We start from the raw sequence: 16167 nt of genomic DNA, 5'->3' as shown, positions 1-16167 counted from the left end.
CGCGCCCTGACCGGCCGCTTGCNGGCCGGCCTGCGCCNGCGGCGCNGGCGCCACGACCCCACCCCCACCGCCATCCAGCCGGNCGTGCTGGGCGACAACGCCGCGGCCCTGCGCGCAGCGGCGGCGCTGGAACGCGCGGCATTGTGGGTGCCCGCTATCCGGCCGCCCACCGTGCCGCCCGGCACCGCGCGCCTTCGCGTGACCCTTTCGGCGGCGCACCAGCCCGCCGACGTGGACCGGCTGGTCCATACCCTGAACCGCTTGGAAGATGAGCTCGGCCATGCCTGATATGCCACGCCCGCACGACTATTTCGTCACCGGCACCGACACCGAGATCGGCAAGACGCTGGTGTCCTGCGCGCTGCTGATCGCGGCGGCGCGGCACGGCCGGTCGGCGGCCGGCCNGAAGGCCGTGGCGGCCGGCGCGCNGCCGGCCGACGGCCGCTGGCTCAACGAGGACGTAGAGCAACTGCGCCAGGCCAGCACCGTGGCGCTGCCCGGCGCGGGACACTGCCCCTACGTGCTGCGCGCCGCGGCCGCACCACACATCGCCGCCGCCGCCGAGGGCGTGGCGCTGGAGACGGAGGCCATCGTGCAGGCATATCGGCAGGCCACCGCACATGCGGACGCCATCATCATCGAAGGGGTGGGGGGCTTCCGCGTGCCGCTGAACGACCATCAGGACACGGCCGACTTAGCGCAGCGGCTCGGCCTGCCGGTCATCCTGGTGGTGGGCATACGGTTGGGCTGCATCAGCCATGCCCTGCTCACCGCCGAGGCGATTGCCGCACGCGGGCTGCGCCTGGCAGGCTGGGTAGCCAACCAGGTCGACCCGGCAATGCAACAGGCACCAGCCAACATACAGGCGCTCGAACAGCGCCTGCCGGCCCCCTTGCTGGGCACGCTGCCATACCTGGACCGGCCCGACCCGCGCGAAGCCGCGCGGCAGCTGCGCGCCAGCCGACTGTACAGGTCCTAGGACGGCTTACTCGGCGTGCAGTACCGCGAATCGTTCGACCAGGAAGTCGATCAGCGCTCGCACCGCCGGGATGCCGCCCAGCGCTTCATGTAGGCCATGCTCGTTGTAGTCGATCAGCCAGCAGTCGGTGATGAAGAACTGAGTGGGCTGGCCTCGGAGGCTGAGCACATACACTTTAATGTCGACCATGTATGACATGTGCTGCCAAATACCGTAGCGTTAAATCCGTATTTCCGCCGTTGTCTTTCAGTTCGTCGTTTGAGGCGTCCAGTGAGTAGCAGGAAATAGTTTATTGATGTTATTGCGTGCGTCTATGTCATGCGTTCACCAAGAACACCACTCGAGCAGCCCACCTCTACCGCAAGAACCTCCTTTCCACCCCCCGCATCGCCTCATCCCCCTGCAGCCCAATAATCTCCCCCACCGTAGGCAACTCCGCATCAACTTCTCGAATGCCACCATCACGACGAATCTGCGCGAACACCTTCTGCATCGCCCCTACCGCCGCACGAATCGCGTGATTGCCATAAATCACCACCCCGACCTTCCCCAGCGCACTGATGTCCGCCTCCGTCAATGCCGGATAGGCCGTAGGCACCAGCACCAGTGGCACCTTGCCCGGCCAGGCATGGACAAAAGCCAGAATCTCATCCGGCGTCTTCTGCTTGGAGTGAATCAAGATCGCATCCGCACCCGCCTCTTCGTAGGCCAGCCCGCGCTTGATCGCCTCCTCCTGCCCCAACCCTGCAATCAACGCTTCGACCCGTGCAATCACCACAAAGTCGTTGTCCTTGCGTGATGTTGCAGCGGCTGCAATCTTTCCCTGAAACTCTTCGATTCGAACTAGTTCCTGTCGGCCATTTGCACGAAGACTGGTGTCTTTGGGGAAGGTCTTGTCTTCCATCACAATGGCCGATGCACCGGCGGCTTCGTATTGCGGCACGATGTAGTGCACATTCACCGCGTTGCCGAATCCGGTGTCGATGTCGGCAATGATGGGGATGGACACGATGGAGGCCATGGCACGCATCATCTCAAGATGGGTGCCCATGGACAGAATGTTGGCGTCGGGTACGGCGTAACTGGCTGACAGTTCGAAGCCGCTGCCCCAGATGCCGCCAAAGCCCGCCTGCTCGGCAAGCTTTGCACTCAAGGGGTTATGTGCGGCCATAGCTGTGAATAGCTTGCCGCTGTTTAGTGCATTGCGCAGGATCTGGTTCTTGGTCATTTGAGTTGATCTCGTTCTATCTATATTGATTGCCGCAGGTTGCTCTCTTTGAGCAACCTGCATCCATTCAGCGCAATGTTGCGCAGGCTTGCGCGATGCGTGTCATGGCGATCTCGAGGTCTTCGTCGGACGCAGCGTAGGACACCCGAAAGTGGCCGGGGAGTTCGAATGCCGATCCGGGCACGATGGCCACGCCGGCCATGCGCAACAGATAGAGCGCGAGGTCGCTATCGGTGGCGATGACGGTATTGTCGGCGTCGCGTCTGCCGAGCAGGCCTTCGCAGCTGGGGAAGGCGTAGAAGGCGCCGGGGGGCAGGTCGCAGGACAGGCCGTCGATGGCGTTGAGTTTTCTGACCACGCTGTCTCGGCGCGATCGGAACGCGGCCACGAAGCCTGGCAGGAAGTCCGTCGGGCCATCGAGCGCGGCAATCGATGCGGCCTGACTGATGGAACTGGTGTGCGATGTCGACTGCGATTGCACGAGGTTCATGGCCTTGATGAGTTCGACGGGCCCGGCACCGAACCCGACCCGCCATCCCGTCATAGCGTAGGCTTTGGACACGCCGTTGATGGTAAGGGTGCGCGTGGCGAGCTCGGGCGAGACGGCTGCGGGAGTCGCAAAGGGGGTGTCGTCATAGCGGATTTTTTCGTAGATGTCGTCGGCCATCAGCCACACATGGGGGTGGCGTACGAGCACTTCGGCCAAAGCGGCCAACTCATCGTGCGAATACACGGCACCGCTGGGGTTGGACGGCGAGTTGAGCATCAGCCATTTGGTGCGTGGCGTAATGGCCGCTTCCAATTGGGCAGGCGTAATTTTGAACGCGGTCTCTGCGCCGCAGCGAACGATGACGGGCTTTCCACCGGCGAGCAGCACCATCTCGGGGTAGGACACCCACGCGGGGGTCGGCACGACAACCTCGTCGCCTGGGTTGATGGTGGCTTGCAGCGCGTTGTAGAGCAACTGTTTGGCACCGCAGCCGACCTGAATCTGTTCGGGCGTAAAGTGAAGCTGGTTGTCGCGTTCGAACTTGCGGACGACGGCCTCGCGCAAGGCGAAGGTGCCAGCTACATCTGTGTATCGCGATTCGTTGCGGTCGATGGCGGCTTTTGCCGCATCGCGTACGTGTTGCGGCGTGGGGAAATCGGGCTCGCCCTGGCTGAGCGTAATGACGTGCTGGCCATCGCGCTTGAGCTGGTTGGCCATGCGAGTCATTTCTTTGGTCGCCGAAGGTTTTGCGCCGAGCACGCGATCAGCAAGGAAGGGACGACCTACGTCGGCCCCCTTACCTACATTGTCTATGTCGTTGTTCATTCTATCGTTCCGACTTTAAGCTTGAATAACCAGCGCGCCAGCGCCAGGGGTATGAAAATAGTCGCCAGCAGGACGAGGCTGTAGGCGCATGCCAGCGCGATACGACCACTGTCGATCTGCTGAAAGATTTCGATGGGCATGGTGTTCATCCCGCCGAAATACAGCACCACGGTTGCGGAGAGTTCCGATAACGTGGTGATCCACATCAACACGGCTGCAGCAATCACTGATGGAATGATGACGGGCAGCACAACGCGTATGAAGCTGCGCAAGGGCGCGACGCCCAGGCTCATTGATGCTTCTTCGACGGAGTCCTTCAGGTTATGCAGCGGGCCGGCTGCCGCACGCACGCTAGTGGGCATGCGTCTCAAGAAGTACGCTAATGCCATGATCACCCAGGTGCCCGTCAGCACTATCGGGCCTGCGTTGAACGCGTTAATCAAGGCAATGCCCAGCACGGTGCCCGCGATGGTCAGTGGCAGCATCACCATCACGTCCAGGATGTGGGTCAGCACCGAACGGCGTTTGACGATGAGATAGGCCGAGGCAACCGAGAACACCAGCCCGACAGCTGTGGCAATCGAAGCCAGAAAGAGGGAGTTGTACAAGGGCTCTGGTGCGCGTACCAACGCGTGCTGGATATGCGCCAAGGTGAAGCCACCATAACGCAACACGGGGCCGATGGACGGAGTAAAGGCCGTGATGATCACGACGACGGCGGGCAGCATGGATAGCCCTACCATGAACAGCACGAGTGTGCTGGCAAAGATTGCACGGCCGCCGGATATACCCATTGGCAACGGACTGCGTCCTGATTCCATCTGAAACTGTCGACGTTCAACGACGAATTTCTGAATCAGTAATAGCCCTGCACCCAGAAACACAAGTATTGACGCCATCGTGGTCTGCATCTGGGGATTTCCGCCCATTTCACTGACGAACTCGTTGTACGCCTTCACAGCCAGCACTGGCGTTCGCGCGCCGAGGATGGCAGGCACACCGAAGCTGCCGATCACGTGAGTGAAGACGATCAACGCACCCGCGAATATCGAGGGCAACAACAGGGGAAAGGTCACGCCGCTCCACACCCGTCCGATGGGCTGGCCCAGACTGCATGCGGCTTCTTCCAGATTGCGATCGATCGATTTCAATCCGACCAGTACAGCGACAAACGCATAAACATAGTTGTTCAAGGTCATCACGAAGACCAGGCCCCACCAGGAATACAGTGACGGCAGTTCAAGGCCCAGCGGCGAGATCAGCGTGTTGACCAGGCCTTGCTTGCCCAGCAGTAGCAACCAGGCTGCGGCCACGACCACGTCAGGGATGACCAACGTGATCAATGGCAATGCAGTGACCAGGCCAGCAAGCGGGAAGGTGAACCGTGCGACCATCACCGCCATGGCAGTTCCCACCAGCATCGAGGTGATGGTGACCGACACACCCAGAATCAACGTGTTGAAGAACACATCACGATAGGACGGGTCGGAGAAGAAGCGAACATATCCACCCAGATCCATCTGCCCGTCTGCGCCCATGAAGGACTTGCCCAGCATGCCAATCAACGGCCAGATCAGGAAGATGCCAAGCAGCCCGATAGCCATGACAGCGACGATGAGCCAGGTCGGATCGCGTTTGAGTGAGCCGAGCATCATGAGGGCTCCACGATGGGCGCGTTACGGGGAAGCGCCAAGACCACCGGATCGCCAGTACGGCGTACTGCACCGTCGTGGATCGTGCGCACGTCGATACGAATGATGCCCGCCGCTGTGCGCACGGCGTAACCGGTCAGACTTCCGCGAAATTCAACATGCTCGATCACACCCGCCAAATTCCCTTCATCTGCCACCGCTGCATTGCTGAACAGCATTTCTTCGCTTCTGATGGCGAGCGATGAGCCGGGCTTAACCGGCGCGTCGTGGCTGGTGATGAGCACGCCTGCTGCAGTTTTCAGTCGACGCAGTCCGGCCTCAGACCCCGGCAGCTCCTGCTCGATGGCGATGAGATTGGCGCTGCCAACGAAATCCGCGGCAAACGCCGTACGGGGAAAAGCATAGATGTCACGAGGGGCTCCTATCTGCACGATGCGGCCTCGGTCCAGCACTGCGATCAGATCGGACATGGCCAGCGCTTCTTCCTGATCGTGCGTCACGAATACCGTCGTGATGCCGGCCTCGGTCTGCAAGTCGCGAATCATGGCGCGCAATTCGACCCGCAGCTTCACGTCCAGCGCAGACAGCGGTTCGTCCAGCAGCAGTAGCTTGGGCTGGATGACCAGTGCGCGCGCCATCGCCACCCGTTGCCGTTGGCCGCCGGACAGCGCTGCCGGGGAGCGATCGGCGAACGCAGCCAGTCCCACGCGGTCGAGCATGACCATGGCGCGTTCGCGTGCCTGGGCGGGCGGAATCTTGCGCGCCGCCAGCCCATAGCAGACATTGGCAAGGATGGAGCGGTCCGGAAACAAGGCGTAGTCCTGAAAGACCATGCCCACGCCACGCCGGTGCACGGGCACATGGGTCACATCGTCTTCCCCGAAAAGAATCCTGCCGGAATCGGGTCGAACAAAGCCGCCCAGCATGCGAAGCAGCGTGGTCTTGCCGCAACCCGAGGGGCCAAGGAGGGTGAAAAATTTGCCGCTGGGCAGGGTCAGATCCAGGTCGTTGAACAGGTTCTGTCCACCATAGCTCTGGACTATGGATTCAAATGAAACTTGCATGATGGCTTGTGCTCGCTGATCAGAAAGAGGATCAGCGGGCGCTGATGATCTGGCGCCATTGCGCGATGAATTCTGCGCGTTGCGCGCCCATGGCCGCGTCGTCCAGCTGGACAATCGACACGTCCGACAGCTTGGGCAAGGCAGCCAGTGCGCTGACGTCGATGTCCTGGCGCAAGGGGCGGCGGTAGGCGCTTTTGAATACCTCGGTCTGGGTTTCCTTGGATGCCAGGTACTCGTACAGCTTGCGTGCCGGTTCCGGGTTCTTGCCGTTCTTGATGATGGCCATGCCTTCGGGCGACAGGAACGTGCCTTCTGTCGGATAGATCAGCTTGATTTCTTTCATGCCGCCGGCGATGTATTCATATCCGGCATATTCCATGGTGACCGCGACGGCAAACTCGCCCTTGGCCACGCCTTCATACGCAGCTGATGTGGTGCCCACGATGACGGCGTTGCGGGCAATCTTGGTCAGCGTCTCCAGCCCCAGCTGCTTGTGCAGGCCATACATCGCAACGAACGATGCGCTGCTGCGCTCAGGATCGGGAATGACAATCTTGCCTTTCCATTTCGGGTCAGCCAGGTCCACCCAACCCTTGGGTAACTGGCCTTGCGGCACCTGCTTGAGATTGGCCATCAGCACGGTCACATGGGTATTCGTGCCGAGCCACAGATTGTCCGGGCCGCGATAGGCTGCGGGTACGGCGGCGGCTTGCGGTGAAGCGTAGGGTGCGAGCTGGTCGCGGAACTCGCTGATGGTGGATAGCCCACCCGACCAGAAAATGTCGCCCAGGGGATTGTTGGCTTCGGCCTTGATGCGTTGCATGAGTGCGCCCGTTCCCGCACGCACAACCGACACCTTGATATCCGGGTGAGCCTTGGCGAAGCCGTCCAGCACACGGTTGACCGTCTCGACATTGTTGGAGGAATAAAGCACGACATCGGCGGCCCGTGTCACACTCATGGAGAGAGGCAGCGCGATGAGTAAAATACATAACTTGAACATGCGACCGAACATGATTCGAACCCCTTTTGTTTTCTTGTTTGGAAGATTTTCATTCTATAGATCAGCTCAATCTGTTCAATGCGATTTCCGTGACAGTATTCCTATACCCGGGGAAAACATGAGTATTTTGCATACTAGAGCGCCCGATGCGCCCTTGACCGCACTGCGCGCATTCGTGGCGGTAGGTCGCCACGGCAGTTTCACTCGTGCGGCCGACTCGCTGGGCATCACCCAAAGCGCGGTCAGCCGGCACATCTCGACGCTGGAAACCTTCGCCGACTGTCGGCTGTTCGTGCGCAGGGGTTCCACGATCGAATTCACGCCGCCCGGCTTGCAGCTGTTCGAGGCGGTGAAAGACGCGTTGTCTACCATTGAACTCACCATGCAGTTACTGGCTCAGCGCGGCCAACGCCATGACAGGCTGAAAGTCAGAACCTCACTGCCCAGTTTCGCGATGACCGTCGTCATCCCGTCGCTGGGCACTTACACCGCCAAGCACGGTGTGCAGATCGATCTGATCACCTCTCTGTCGCCTCCTCAGACATCCGACGATTTCGATGTTCTGATTTCACGCGACCTCAGCCTGCCAGGAACGGAGTGCTGGGAGTTGGTGCGCGAAGAGTTGATCTGCGTGGCCTCACCTGCTGTGATCGAGCGGTTCAACGCCCAGCCGGAGATCTGCATGCCTATGGTTGCGGCCCGATCCCGTCCCGATGTGATTGCGATCTGGGCGGTGGCTGCCGAGGTCTCGCCCGACCGCTTGCACGTCGTGGCGACCTACGATCACTTGTTTCTGGCCGCGACGGCAGCTATCGGTGGTGCTGGGTTTCTGGTGGTGCCCCAATGGCTGGTGCTGCAGCAACTGCAGGATGGCTCATTGGTTAGTTTTGACGATCAACGCATCGGCTCGGGCGCGAGCTACGTCGCCTATGTCCATGCACATAGCGCGCATGCGCAGACGGCGGGCGAATTCTGTCGATGGTTGAAGGCCAGTCTGCGAGACCGGGCGTGAGCTCCACGCTTGCCCGCGGCCGTGGCAGTTTCCAAAACGGTTTTGGTCAGCTTCAAAATAGCCATAACGCCTCCTGTTAAATGACGATTTCTAGGAGCCAAATAGGAGCCAAGGGGGAGCGAAACTCACCCAAAATCGTCCAATTACAGCGTAATGCTAAATTGAGCTGACCCTCCGGAAAACCAAGCTTGGCGCGGCTCAGTGGGTTCTAGCAAGAGCCGGTAGGCCGCTTGAATGCTTCGGCAAATTCATCCGAGAAAATTTCTGCCAAGGCAAGGCGCAAAGCAGCTGCCCGTTCAGCACCGTAGACAGATTCAAAGCGATCCTGTGCCTTGCGCCACAAGCGATTGGATTCTGCCAGTTTCGATCTGCCGCTGTCGGTCAATTCCACTCGCCGACTGCGGCGATCAATAGTGTCTGATCGCACTGCGACATAGCCCTCACGCGTCAGTGGTTCGAGGTTACGACCCAACGATGAGCGGTCAAGCACCATCGCATGCGCCAGCTCGCTTACTGTCGCAGATTCAGCGCGCGCAATGTGAACGAGCACAGAGCGCTGTGAAACGGTGAGCCCACACGGGGCAAGCACTCCATCATAGAGCTGGGTGATGCGTCGCGTCGCCTTGCGTAAGGCGGCGCCATTGCAAATCAGGGGGTCTTTCAGACGCGTCGCTGAAGACATCTCCACCTCCATAGTCACCATGGTGCGTGAACCTTGATATGAACATCAGGCCACGCGTCCAATCGTTCAATTATCCTTGACCATTAGGGGTATATGCAACTAGATTCCCAATCTAGATAGTTGCATATACACGTACTTGGTCGGACGTATCAAGGTCTTCTACATATCCCAGAGCACAGGCAAGCGATGAAACTAGTGACTCCCTCTGTACCAGCACAAGCAACAGTGCAACGGGCGGCCAATCCGCGTCTGCGGGGGATGCTGAATGATCCTATCGTGCCGACTCTGCTTCGAATGAGCGGGCCGAACACAGTAATGATGCTGGCCCTTGCCTCGACCAGCCTGATCGAGATGTGGTTTCTGGCTAAACTCGGCACGGATGTACTGGCGGGTGTAGCCGTGGTCGTGCCCGTTTTGATGTTGATGCAGAACATGTCGCAAGGTGCCATGGGTGGAGGAATTTCCGCAGCTATCGCGCGAGCGTTAGGCGCTGGCGATAAGGCATTGGCAGACTCCCTGGCACGACACGCCGTCGTCCTCAGTGCCTCGATCGGCCTGGTGTTCACGTTGGTGCTCCTGTCGTTCAACACGCCCTTGCTGCGCTTTCTGGGTGCCGAAGGCGCCTCGCTGGTAGCGGCAAAGGAATACGGTCATATCGTGTTCGGGGGACTGATGTTGACGTGGGTGATGAGTGCGCTGGCCAGCGTGATACGTGGCACGGGAAACATGCTGCTACCCAGTGCAGTCATTTGCGGCGGAGCCATACTGCTGATCCCGATTTGCGCGGGATTGATCTTCGGTTTTGGACCCGTGCCACCGCTTGGCGTAGCCGGCGGTGCCTGGGCGTTGGTAGCCTACCAGGCACTCGGAACGCTAGCCCTCGGCTGGTATTGCTTGAGCGGGCGAAACGCGGCCAGGTTGCGCCTCGGCCCCCTTCACTGGGCACCGATGGGCAACATCCTGGGCGTGGGCGGCCTAGCTTGCATCAACCCCTTGCTGACGAACGGATTGATCGCGTCCACGGCTGCAATCGTTGGTGCTTACGCGGGAACCCAGGCGCTGGCGGGCTACGCTACGGCAGCCAGGCTGGAGTATCTGCTGATCCCATTGGCCTTCGGCCTCGGCGGCCCCATGGTGGCCTTGGTGGGCTCGAACATTGGCGCTGGGCAGCCAGAGCGTGCTCGACGTATTGCTTTGGTTGGTGGAGCCATGGCGTTCGCTGTTGCCGAAACCGTTGGTTTGGCAGCTGCCATTTGGCCTGAAACCTGGCTCACGCTGTTCGGCACTGACGAAACACTCCTGAAGACCGGCGCGCAATATCTGCGCATTGCCGGTCCCTTCTATGGATTTTTCGCAATGGGTTTTGCGCTCTACTTCGCCTCCCAGGGCGCGCGGCAATTGAAATGGCCGCTATTGGCCGGCGCGATGCGACTGGTGCTTTACGCCGGCATAGGTTGGTTGATCCTACACGTGACAGGATCTCTGACTGCGTTTTTCGTCACCGGAGCCGTGGCTATGACAGCGTACGGACTTTGCGTGCTGGCCTCAGTCGCCTCTGGCAATTGGGCCACTCCACGACGCTGAGTTTTCGTGACGAATTCCTCCGCGTGCTCCGGCTTGACTCGCAGAACGACGCAGAGTGAATACGGTGTGGTCAGGAACAGATGCTCCTATGTTCGTCCGTGTTGATCATCTCCTGCCCGTGCGATTTACGGCTGGCCACGCCAATGTCTATCATGGTGGCGACCAGACGCGAAGCGCCCCAGGGCATCCCGTTTCGTGACGCGGCCGCCATCGAGCGCGTGCGCAAGGTCGACACCCTGACGATCGCGGCGTTGGCCATGAGCCTGAGCTTGGCCTCCATCGTCGGCAGTGCCTTGCGGCTGCGACAACAGCGTGTTGGCACCACACCGCATTGAACGTGAAGTGTCGTGGGCTGCGGATCCAACCCTCCGCAGCTTGCTCAGATGCAGCCGAACTAACGGGCTAACAAAAAACTTAGAAATGCACCGCCAAGCGCGACAAACAGGATCGTGCCAAGCACCGTATAGGCAGGCAAAGGCAGCATGGTTCCGACGGCAATTGCCAGTGCAGCGAATCCCATCTGAAGAAAACCCAGCATGGCTGAGGCGGCCCCCGCCTGTCGCGCGAAAGGATGCAGCGCAACCGATGTGCCCAGCGGGTTGAACAGTCCCATCCCAAACAGAAAGATGCTCAACGCCGTGCAGAAAACGAAAAACTCTTCCGGACCAAACAGCAGGAGTGCGCTACCCGCCAGGGCGACGAAAAGGCCGGCGCACGCGGCTCTTGTTGTACCCCAGCGTTGCGCCAGTCGTGGCGCCAACAGGCCTGCCCCAAATACGACGAACACGATGGATGCAAAAAACAGCCCGAATGCCAACGAGGTGAGCCCAAAGCCGCTCAGCAGTATAGCTGGCGCCATCGAGAAGAACGCATAGAGCGCACCGATGACCATACCAACTGCCACGGCGGGCGCCATCAACCTGCGATCTCGCGCCAGTGATCCATAGGTGCGCAGCACAGCGCGAATGGATAGCGGGGAACGCTTGTCCGGTGCATGGGTTTCACCTAGCCCGGTCACGTACCCCAGCCCCAGAAGCAGCGCAATCCCTGCAAGTACGATAAAGGTGGCTCGCCAGCCCAGCAGCCCTTCTAGGGCACCACCCAACAGCGGCGAGAATCCAGGTGCCGCCGCCATCGCAACCATCGTCAATGAAAGCGCACGAGCAAGTTCCTGGCCATCAAAGAGGTCGCGGGCGATCGCACGCGACAGCACCGAAGTCGCGCAAACGCCCAGCGCCTGCACCACCCGACCACTGATGAGGTGCGGCAGCGTACTCGCCAGAGCGCAGATCACGCTGCCCACCATAAAAATGGCCAGCCCGATCACCACCAGCCGTTGACGGCCGAAGCGATCGGACAGAGGTCCGACGAACAACTGCCCTACGGCGAAGGCCAGAAAGAAGCTGCTGAGCGTTGCGCCAAGATCCCGGACTGAAACACCAAGGTCTTGGCCTATGGTTGGAAACGCCGGCAGGATGATGTTCGTGGCCAGCGCGCCCAATGCCGCCAGCGCGGCGAGCAGGAACAACACGCCCGCCGTCAGCGTTTGTGGGGCGCGCGACAGCGCTGACGGGGAACGTTCGACAGATGACATGTTGTTCACTGCTGCCCCGCTGGCAGCTTCGATGCTTCAAAGGTCGGGTAGTCCAGATAACCTTCGGCCCCACCACCGTAGAAAGTGGCGCGGTTGTAGGGATTCAGGCCTACGCGCCGACGAGCCCGCTCGGGCAGATCGGGATTGGCGATAAACAGGCGTCCGAATGCAACGGCGTCCGCGCGATTGGCGTCAATAGCGGTGGAGGCCGTGTCGGGTTTGTAGTTGCCCGCAGCGATGAGGGCATTGGGCCAGTGGGGTCGGAACAGCTCCGAGGCAAAAGGTACGTTCTGATGATCGACGTCGGCCTGTCCCGCGCCGCTGGCCCGGGGCTCGATCAGGTGCAGATACGCCAGATCCAGCTCTGCCAGGCGATCGATGAGATAGGTGTACAGAAGCAGCGGATCACCCTCGCCGCTGCCGTTGGCCACGCCGAAGGGGGACAGGCGGATACCGACCCGATCCGAGCCGAAGACGGCCGATACAGCGCGCGCCACCTCCAGCATCAGTCGGCAGCGGTTCTCGATCGAACCGCCATAGTCATCTGTGCGCTGGTTGCTGCGGCTTTGCAGGAATTGCTCCAGCAAGTAGCCATTGGCCCCGTGGATCTCGACGCCATCGAAGCCTGCCCGCTGCGCGCTCAACGCGGCGCGCGTGTAATCCTCGACGACCGCCGCGATCTCTGCGGTTTCGAGCGCTCGCGGCGTCTCGAAGGGTGCCCGGCCGAAGTCCGCGGTGAAGGCATTGCCGGGCGCGGCGATGGCCGACGGCGCGACGGGCAATTGACCGTTCAGCAACGACGAATGTGAAATACGGCCAACATGCCATAGCTGCAGGAACACAAAACCGCCTTTGTCATGGATCGCTTTGGTGACCACTTTCCAGCCAGCGATTTGCGCTTCGCTGTGAATTCCGGGCGTCGCCGGCATGCCCTGGCCAAGCGGCGAGATTTGCGCGCCTTCGGTGATGATCAGCCCCCCCTGGGAAGCGCGTTGGCGGTAGTACTCAACGTTGAGCTCGTTGGGCACGTTGCCCGGAGGGGTCGCACGCATCCGGGTCAGCGGCGCCATGACCACACGGTGGGTAAGTTGTACGGCCCCGAGCTTTAGAGGCGAGAACAGTGCTTGGGTCATCAGCTTCTTCCTTAATCTAGTGATGGTTCAAAAGTTAATCATGTGCCCGGAAAGGCCATGAAATGCATCCAGCAGGGCTTCGCCGAGTGTCGGATGGGGGTGGACGTTGCGTGCCAGTTGATCTGCGGTCAGGCCCCACTTCTGAGCAAGCGTAAGTTCCGGTGGCAGTTCGGCGACGTCGTGACCGACCAAGCGGCAGCCCAGCAGCTTGCCGTCACTCGCGTTGGCGATGAGCTTGATGAAGTCGAAGGGTTCGCCGACGCCCAGGGCTTTGCCGTTGGCGGTGAACGGGAACGTGGCCACCTTGACCCCATGGCCTTCGTCGATGGCCTGCTGCTCGGTCAGGCCGAAGGACGCCAGGGGCGCAATATGGAACAGACGCCATCCAATGATTTGCTCAGCCCACATCCTCTTCCGCGTCCTCGGCAAGGCGGGCAATACAGGCATCCAAAAGCAGATGCAGCTCAACAACACTCGCTTCGCCAAGGCGTTCATTCAAGGCTGTCTGAGCCAGCTTCCAAGCGCGCTGACCCTCAGCGCGCTTGGCCACACCAGCTTCTGTCGACTGGACCAGGCGACTGCGCGCATCGGGCCCGGCACCGATCGTGAGCAAGCCTTGCGCTGCCAAAGGCTGCAAATTGCGGGTGAGCGTCGAGGCATCCATTTGCATGTGACGCGCCAAGTCCCCCGGCCGGATAGGGCCAAGCCTGACCACGTGCGATAGCAAGGCGTACTGCGTGTTCTTCAGCCCCGTCCTGGCGACATACTGGTCGTAGTGCCTTGTCACCACGCGATCGAGCTGGCGCAGTTTTAGGTTGGTGCAGCCTTGTGGCTTGATGGCGTTATCCATGCTATATATTGTACCTACAACTATTGTAGATACAATCATACAGCAAAAGGCGTGACGAATGGAGGCCGAAGAGATCACCGCGCGTTGGCGCGGAGAGGAAGAAGCCGTAAGAGCGCGACTTGGCGCGGCTGGTTCGCGACGTTGATCGATTCCGCAGTCGGGTGCGACCCATGCCACGCTGCCTGCGGGTAAAGGTTTCACCACGCTCGAACTGAAGGTGAACATGGCGCCCCCCGCTCAACGACCGCGTGCCACCGGTACGCGCCGAGGGCAAGATGATCCATGCAGGGCGACAGGTAGCCACCGCGGAAGGCCGCATCGTGGGCCCCGACGGCAAGCTGTATGCCCATGCTACGACGACTTGCCTGGTTTTCGATGTTCCCGCTCACATCAAAAGGAGTTCCCATGAGCAAACCTGAAATCGTCCTGTGCGCCCCGGTGCGCACGCCCATCGGTACCTACGGCGGCGCACTCAAGGACACTCCCGCGCCCGCACTGGGTGCCGCAGTCGTGCGTGAGACGCTAAGCCGCTCGGGCCTAGCCGCGGATAAGGTCGACGCTGTCGTGTTGGGCAACGTCATTCAGGCCGGTGTGAAGATGAACCCTGCCAGGCAGGCCGCCATCGGCGGGGGCTTGCCTGTCCAGGTGCCGGCACTGACCGTCAACCGCGTTTGCGGCTCGGGGGCACAGGCCATCGCGACGGGGGCTCTCGAAATCCTGGCGGGCTATGCCAACGCGGTGATCGCTGGCGGCATGGAAAACATGGATCAGGCACCTTATCTCGTGCCTGGCGGGCGTTGGGGCAACCGGATGGGCGATGCGGTGATGATCGACAGCATGCTGCGCGACGGCCTAAATGATGCATTCAGCGGCCAGCATTCTGGCTGGCACACCGAAGACCTGGTCAGCCAGTTCGGCATCACCAGGGAAGATCAGGACCGCTGGGCAGCACGCTCTCAGCAGCGCTTCAGCGCGGCGCAAGCCGCTGGGAAGTTCGATGCAGAGATCGTCGGTGTGGAGCTTGCCAGCCGCAAGGGCCCTGTCCGGTTCGAGCGCGACGAAGCCAATCGCCCCGAGACGACCGTGGAGACGTTGGCCAAGCTCAAGCCGGCTTTTCGCAAGGACGGCACGATCACAGCAGGCAACGCACCGGGACTCAACAGCGGCGCGGCAGCGCTGATCGTCGCCGATCGGGGGTACGCCGAATCCCAAGGCTTGCAGCCGTGGGCGCGGCTAGTCGCCCATGGCGTCGCTGCAGTCGAGCCAGGTTTATTCGGCCTGGGGCCGATACCGGCGGTCAAACTGGCCCTGGAGCGCGCAGGTTGGACGCACATTGACATCGAGCGCGTCGAGATCAACGAGGCATTCGCCGCGATCACGTTGGCATGCCTGCGCGAGCTGGGGTTGCCGGAGGACATCGTCAATGTCGAAGGCGGCTCCATTGCACATGGTCATGCCATTGGAGCCACTGGAGCGGTACTGACGACACGGCTGCTGCATTCGATGCGCCGTGACGGACTCAGGCGCGGAGTCGTGACATTGTGCATTGGCGGCGGTCAGGGCATTGCCCTGGCGCTTGAAGTGCTTTGAAGCAACGGAAATAGCCATGACTCTCCTTTACCTGGAAGACCTGGAGCCGGGGCAGCGATTTCCTGGAACGACGCGTATCCGCATTGAGGAGAGCCGCGTCACAGCTTTCGCCGCGGAGTTCGACCCCCAACCTTTCCATCTCGATGAGCGCTCGGCCCGGGCCTCGATCTTTCGGGGTCTTGCGGCCAGTGGGTGGCACACCGCCGCGGTGACCATGCGCCTGCTGGTCGACAGCGAATTCAAACCTGCGGGCGGCATCGTGGGTGCAGGCGTTGATGAATTGCGCTGGCCGCGACCGGTACGGCCTGGCGATGAGCTGCGCGTAGAGAGCGAAGTACTCGAAGTCCGGCCGTCGAAGTCCAGACCAGAGCAAGGACTGGTGAAGGTATGCACCACCACGTTCAACCAGGACGACGAGGTAGTGCAGACGTCGGTGAGCAATCTTGTCGTGTTGCGCCGGACGAAACCAGCATAGAAGTCA

17 protein-coding genes and 3 pseudogenes are annotated in these 16167 nt (G+C 60.9%); 9 read left to right on the top strand and 11 right to left on the bottom strand.

Translation table 11 applies throughout. The annotated features are described in order from the left end of the window. Positions 1–83 precede the first annotated feature (83 nt). The 3 genes and pseudogenes from ACNA0J_RS02870 to bioD form a co-directional block, all read left to right on the top strand. A pseudogene (locus ACNA0J_RS02870) lies at positions 84–288 on the top strand (8-amino-7-oxononanoate synthase); the annotation flags it as partial. Between the two features lies 1 nt (position 289). Next, a pseudogene (locus ACNA0J_RS02865) lies at positions 290–404 on the top strand (AAA family ATPase); the annotation flags it as partial. Positions 405–429: 25 nt separating this feature from the next. Then, a partial coding sequence (gene bioD / locus ACNA0J_RS02860; RefSeq protein ID WP_415816182.1) for a dethiobiotin synthase occupies positions 430–979 on the top strand: 550 nt, incomplete at its 5' end. A gap of 6 nt (positions 980–985) precedes the next feature. Here bioD and ACNA0J_RS02855 read toward each other — a convergent pair. From ACNA0J_RS02855 to ACNA0J_RS02830, 6 genes are all read right to left on the bottom strand, one after another. Continuing rightward, entirely contained in the window at positions 986–1168 is a 183-nt protein-coding gene (locus tag ACNA0J_RS02855) for an integrase core domain-containing protein (protein ID WP_415816180.1), read from the bottom strand. Positions 1169–1334: 166 nt separating this feature from the next. Then, the gene (locus tag ACNA0J_RS02850) at positions 1335–2207 is read right to left on the bottom strand and encodes a phosphonopyruvate hydrolase (RefSeq protein WP_415816179.1); all 873 of its coding nucleotides are present in this window, start codon (positions 2205–2207) and stop codon (positions 1335–1337) included. 67 nt (positions 2208–2274) lie between these two features. Beyond that, positions 2275–3522 (bottom strand): pyridoxal phosphate-dependent aminotransferase, encoded by a 1248-nt coding sequence (locus tag ACNA0J_RS02845; RefSeq protein ID WP_415816177.1) that lies wholly within the window; start codon positions 3520–3522, stop codon positions 2275–2277. Further along, on the bottom strand, positions 3519–5177 hold the full coding sequence (locus tag ACNA0J_RS02840) for an ABC transporter permease (RefSeq protein WP_415816175.1): 1659 nt from the start codon (positions 5175–5177) through the stop codon (positions 3519–3521). The genes ACNA0J_RS02845 and ACNA0J_RS02840 overlap by 4 nt, the downstream gene beginning before the upstream one ends. Beyond that, positions 5174–6238, bottom strand: a complete 1065-nt coding sequence (locus tag ACNA0J_RS02835) for an ABC transporter ATP-binding protein (protein WP_415816173.1) — start codon at positions 6236–6238, stop codon at positions 5174–5176. Before ACNA0J_RS02835 ends, ACNA0J_RS02840 begins: the two co-directional genes overlap by 4 nt. A gap of 31 nt (positions 6239–6269) precedes the next feature. Then, the gene (locus tag ACNA0J_RS02830; protein WP_415816171.1) at positions 6270–7199 is read right to left on the bottom strand and encodes an ABC transporter substrate-binding protein; all 930 of its coding nucleotides are present in this window, start codon (positions 7197–7199) and stop codon (positions 6270–6272) included. 160 nt (positions 7200–7359) lie between these two features. On the opposite strand from ACNA0J_RS02830, the gene ACNA0J_RS02825 reads away from it, so the two are divergent. Continuing rightward, entirely contained in the window at positions 7360–8253 is an 894-nt protein-coding gene (locus ACNA0J_RS02825) for a LysR family transcriptional regulator (RefSeq protein ID WP_415816169.1), read from the top strand. Positions 8254–8461: 208 nt separating this feature from the next. Here the strand turns inward: ACNA0J_RS02825 and ACNA0J_RS02820 are convergent, their stop codons facing one another. Beyond that, positions 8462–8935, bottom strand: coding sequence for a MarR family winged helix-turn-helix transcriptional regulator (locus ACNA0J_RS02820; protein WP_415816167.1), 474 nt, complete (start codon positions 8933–8935; stop codon positions 8462–8464). A 258-nt stretch (positions 8936–9193) separates the two neighbouring features. Between ACNA0J_RS02820 and ACNA0J_RS02815 the strand changes: the two genes are divergently transcribed. After that, positions 9194–10519: an MATE family efflux transporter gene (locus ACNA0J_RS02815; protein WP_415816512.1), complete on the top strand. Its 1326-nt coding sequence runs from the start codon at positions 9194–9196 to the stop codon at positions 10517–10519. Positions 10520–10662: 143 nt separating this feature from the next. Then, positions 10663–10854 (top strand): hypothetical protein, encoded by a 192-nt coding sequence (locus tag ACNA0J_RS02810; RefSeq protein ID WP_415816518.1) that lies wholly within the window; start codon positions 10663–10665, stop codon positions 10852–10854. 59 nt (positions 10855–10913) lie between these two features. On the opposite strand, the gene ACNA0J_RS02805 is transcribed toward ACNA0J_RS02810, so the two are convergent. The 4 genes from ACNA0J_RS02805 to ACNA0J_RS02790 are packed head-to-tail and all read right to left on the bottom strand — an operon-like array spanning position 10914 to position 14096. Then, on the bottom strand, positions 10914–12113 hold the full coding sequence (locus tag ACNA0J_RS02805) for a multidrug effflux MFS transporter (protein ID WP_415816165.1): 1200 nt from the start codon (positions 12111–12113) through the stop codon (positions 10914–10916). A 5-nt stretch (positions 12114–12118) separates the two neighbouring features. After that, complete coding sequence (locus tag ACNA0J_RS02800; protein ID WP_415816163.1) at positions 12119–13246, bottom strand: alkene reductase; 1128 nt, start codon at positions 13244–13246, stop codon at positions 12119–12121. Between the two features lie 27 nt (positions 13247–13273). Then, positions 13274–13654, bottom strand: coding sequence for an NAD(P)/FAD-dependent oxidoreductase (locus ACNA0J_RS02795; RefSeq protein WP_415816161.1), 381 nt, complete (start codon positions 13652–13654; stop codon positions 13274–13276). Continuing rightward, positions 13644–14096, bottom strand: coding sequence for a MarR family winged helix-turn-helix transcriptional regulator (locus ACNA0J_RS02790; RefSeq protein WP_415816159.1), 453 nt, complete (start codon positions 14094–14096; stop codon positions 13644–13646). Before ACNA0J_RS02790 ends, ACNA0J_RS02795 begins: the two co-directional genes overlap by 11 nt. A 126-nt stretch (positions 14097–14222) precedes the next feature. Here ACNA0J_RS02790 and ACNA0J_RS02785 point away from each other — a divergent pair. The 3 genes and pseudogenes from ACNA0J_RS02785 to ACNA0J_RS02775 form a co-directional block, all read left to right on the top strand. Then, a pseudogene (locus ACNA0J_RS02785) lies at positions 14223–14515 on the top strand (PaaI family thioesterase); the annotation flags it as partial. Further along, the gene (locus ACNA0J_RS02780; protein WP_415816157.1) at positions 14502–15686 is read left to right on the top strand and encodes a thiolase family protein; all 1185 of its coding nucleotides are present in this window, start codon (positions 14502–14504) and stop codon (positions 15684–15686) included. The pseudogene ACNA0J_RS02785 and the gene ACNA0J_RS02780, both read left to right, overlap by 14 nt. Positions 15687–15702: 16 nt before the next feature. Beyond that, positions 15703–16161, top strand: a complete 459-nt coding sequence (locus tag ACNA0J_RS02775; RefSeq protein ID WP_415816155.1) for a MaoC family dehydratase — start codon at positions 15703–15705, stop codon at positions 16159–16161. Positions 16162–16167: the final 6 nt, after the last annotated feature.

Origin of the sequence: Bordetella tumbae (genome assembly GCF_965139195.1) — a bacterium.
Classification (GTDB): Bacteria; Pseudomonadota; Gammaproteobacteria; order Burkholderiales; family Burkholderiaceae_B; genus Bordetella_A; species Bordetella_A tumbae.
This window is presented reverse-complemented; position numbering and strand designations above follow the sequence as displayed.

Excerpts from the sequence above, each read along its gene's own strand:
- ACNA0J_RS02855 (WP_415816180.1), bottom strand. The coding sequence starts at position 1,168 with ATGGTCGACATTAAAGTGTATGTGCTCAGCCTCCGAGGCCAGCCCACT.
- ACNA0J_RS02850 (WP_415816179.1), bottom strand. The coding sequence starts at position 2,207 with ATGACCAAGAACCAGATCCTGCGCAATGCACTAAACAGCGGCAAGCTA.
- ACNA0J_RS02845 (WP_415816177.1), bottom strand. The coding sequence starts at position 3,522 with ATGAACAACGACATAGACAATGTAGGTAAGGGGGCCGACGTAGGTCGT.
- ACNA0J_RS02840 (WP_415816175.1), bottom strand. The coding sequence starts at position 5,177 with ATGATGCTCGGCTCACTCAAACGCGATCCGACCTGGCTCATCGTCGCT.
- ACNA0J_RS02835 (WP_415816173.1), bottom strand. The coding sequence starts at position 6,238 with ATGCAAGTTTCATTTGAATCCATAGTCCAGAGCTATGGTGGACAGAAC.
- ACNA0J_RS02830 (WP_415816171.1), bottom strand. The coding sequence starts at position 7,199 with ATGAGTGTGACACGGGCCGCCGATGTCGTGCTTTATTCCTCCAACAAT.
- ACNA0J_RS02825 (WP_415816169.1), top strand. The coding sequence starts at position 7,360 with ATGAGTATTTTGCATACTAGAGCGCCCGATGCGCCCTTGACCGCACTG.
- ACNA0J_RS02820 (WP_415816167.1), bottom strand. The coding sequence starts at position 8,935 with ATGTCTTCAGCGACGCGTCTGAAAGACCCCCTGATTTGCAATGGCGCC.
- ACNA0J_RS02815 (WP_415816512.1), top strand. The coding sequence starts at position 9,194 with ATGCTGAATGATCCTATCGTGCCGACTCTGCTTCGAATGAGCGGGCCG.
- ACNA0J_RS02810 (WP_415816518.1), top strand. The coding sequence starts at position 10,663 with ATGTCTATCATGGTGGCGACCAGACGCGAAGCGCCCCAGGGCATCCCG.
- ACNA0J_RS02805 (WP_415816165.1), bottom strand. The coding sequence starts at position 12,113 with ATGTCATCTGTCGAACGTTCCCCGTCAGCGCTGTCGCGCGCCCCACAA.
- ACNA0J_RS02800 (WP_415816163.1), bottom strand. The coding sequence starts at position 13,246 with ATGACCCAAGCACTGTTCTCGCCTCTAAAGCTCGGGGCCGTACAACTT.
- ACNA0J_RS02795 (WP_415816161.1), bottom strand. The coding sequence starts at position 13,654 with ATGTGGGCTGAGCAAATCATTGGATGGCGTCTGTTCCATATTGCGCCC.
- ACNA0J_RS02790 (WP_415816159.1), bottom strand. The coding sequence starts at position 14,096 with ATGGATAACGCCATCAAGCCACAAGGCTGCACCAACCTAAAACTGCGC.
- ACNA0J_RS02780 (WP_415816157.1), top strand. The coding sequence starts at position 14,502 with ATGAGCAAACCTGAAATCGTCCTGTGCGCCCCGGTGCGCACGCCCATC.
- ACNA0J_RS02775 (WP_415816155.1), top strand. The coding sequence starts at position 15,703 with ATGACTCTCCTTTACCTGGAAGACCTGGAGCCGGGGCAGCGATTTCCT.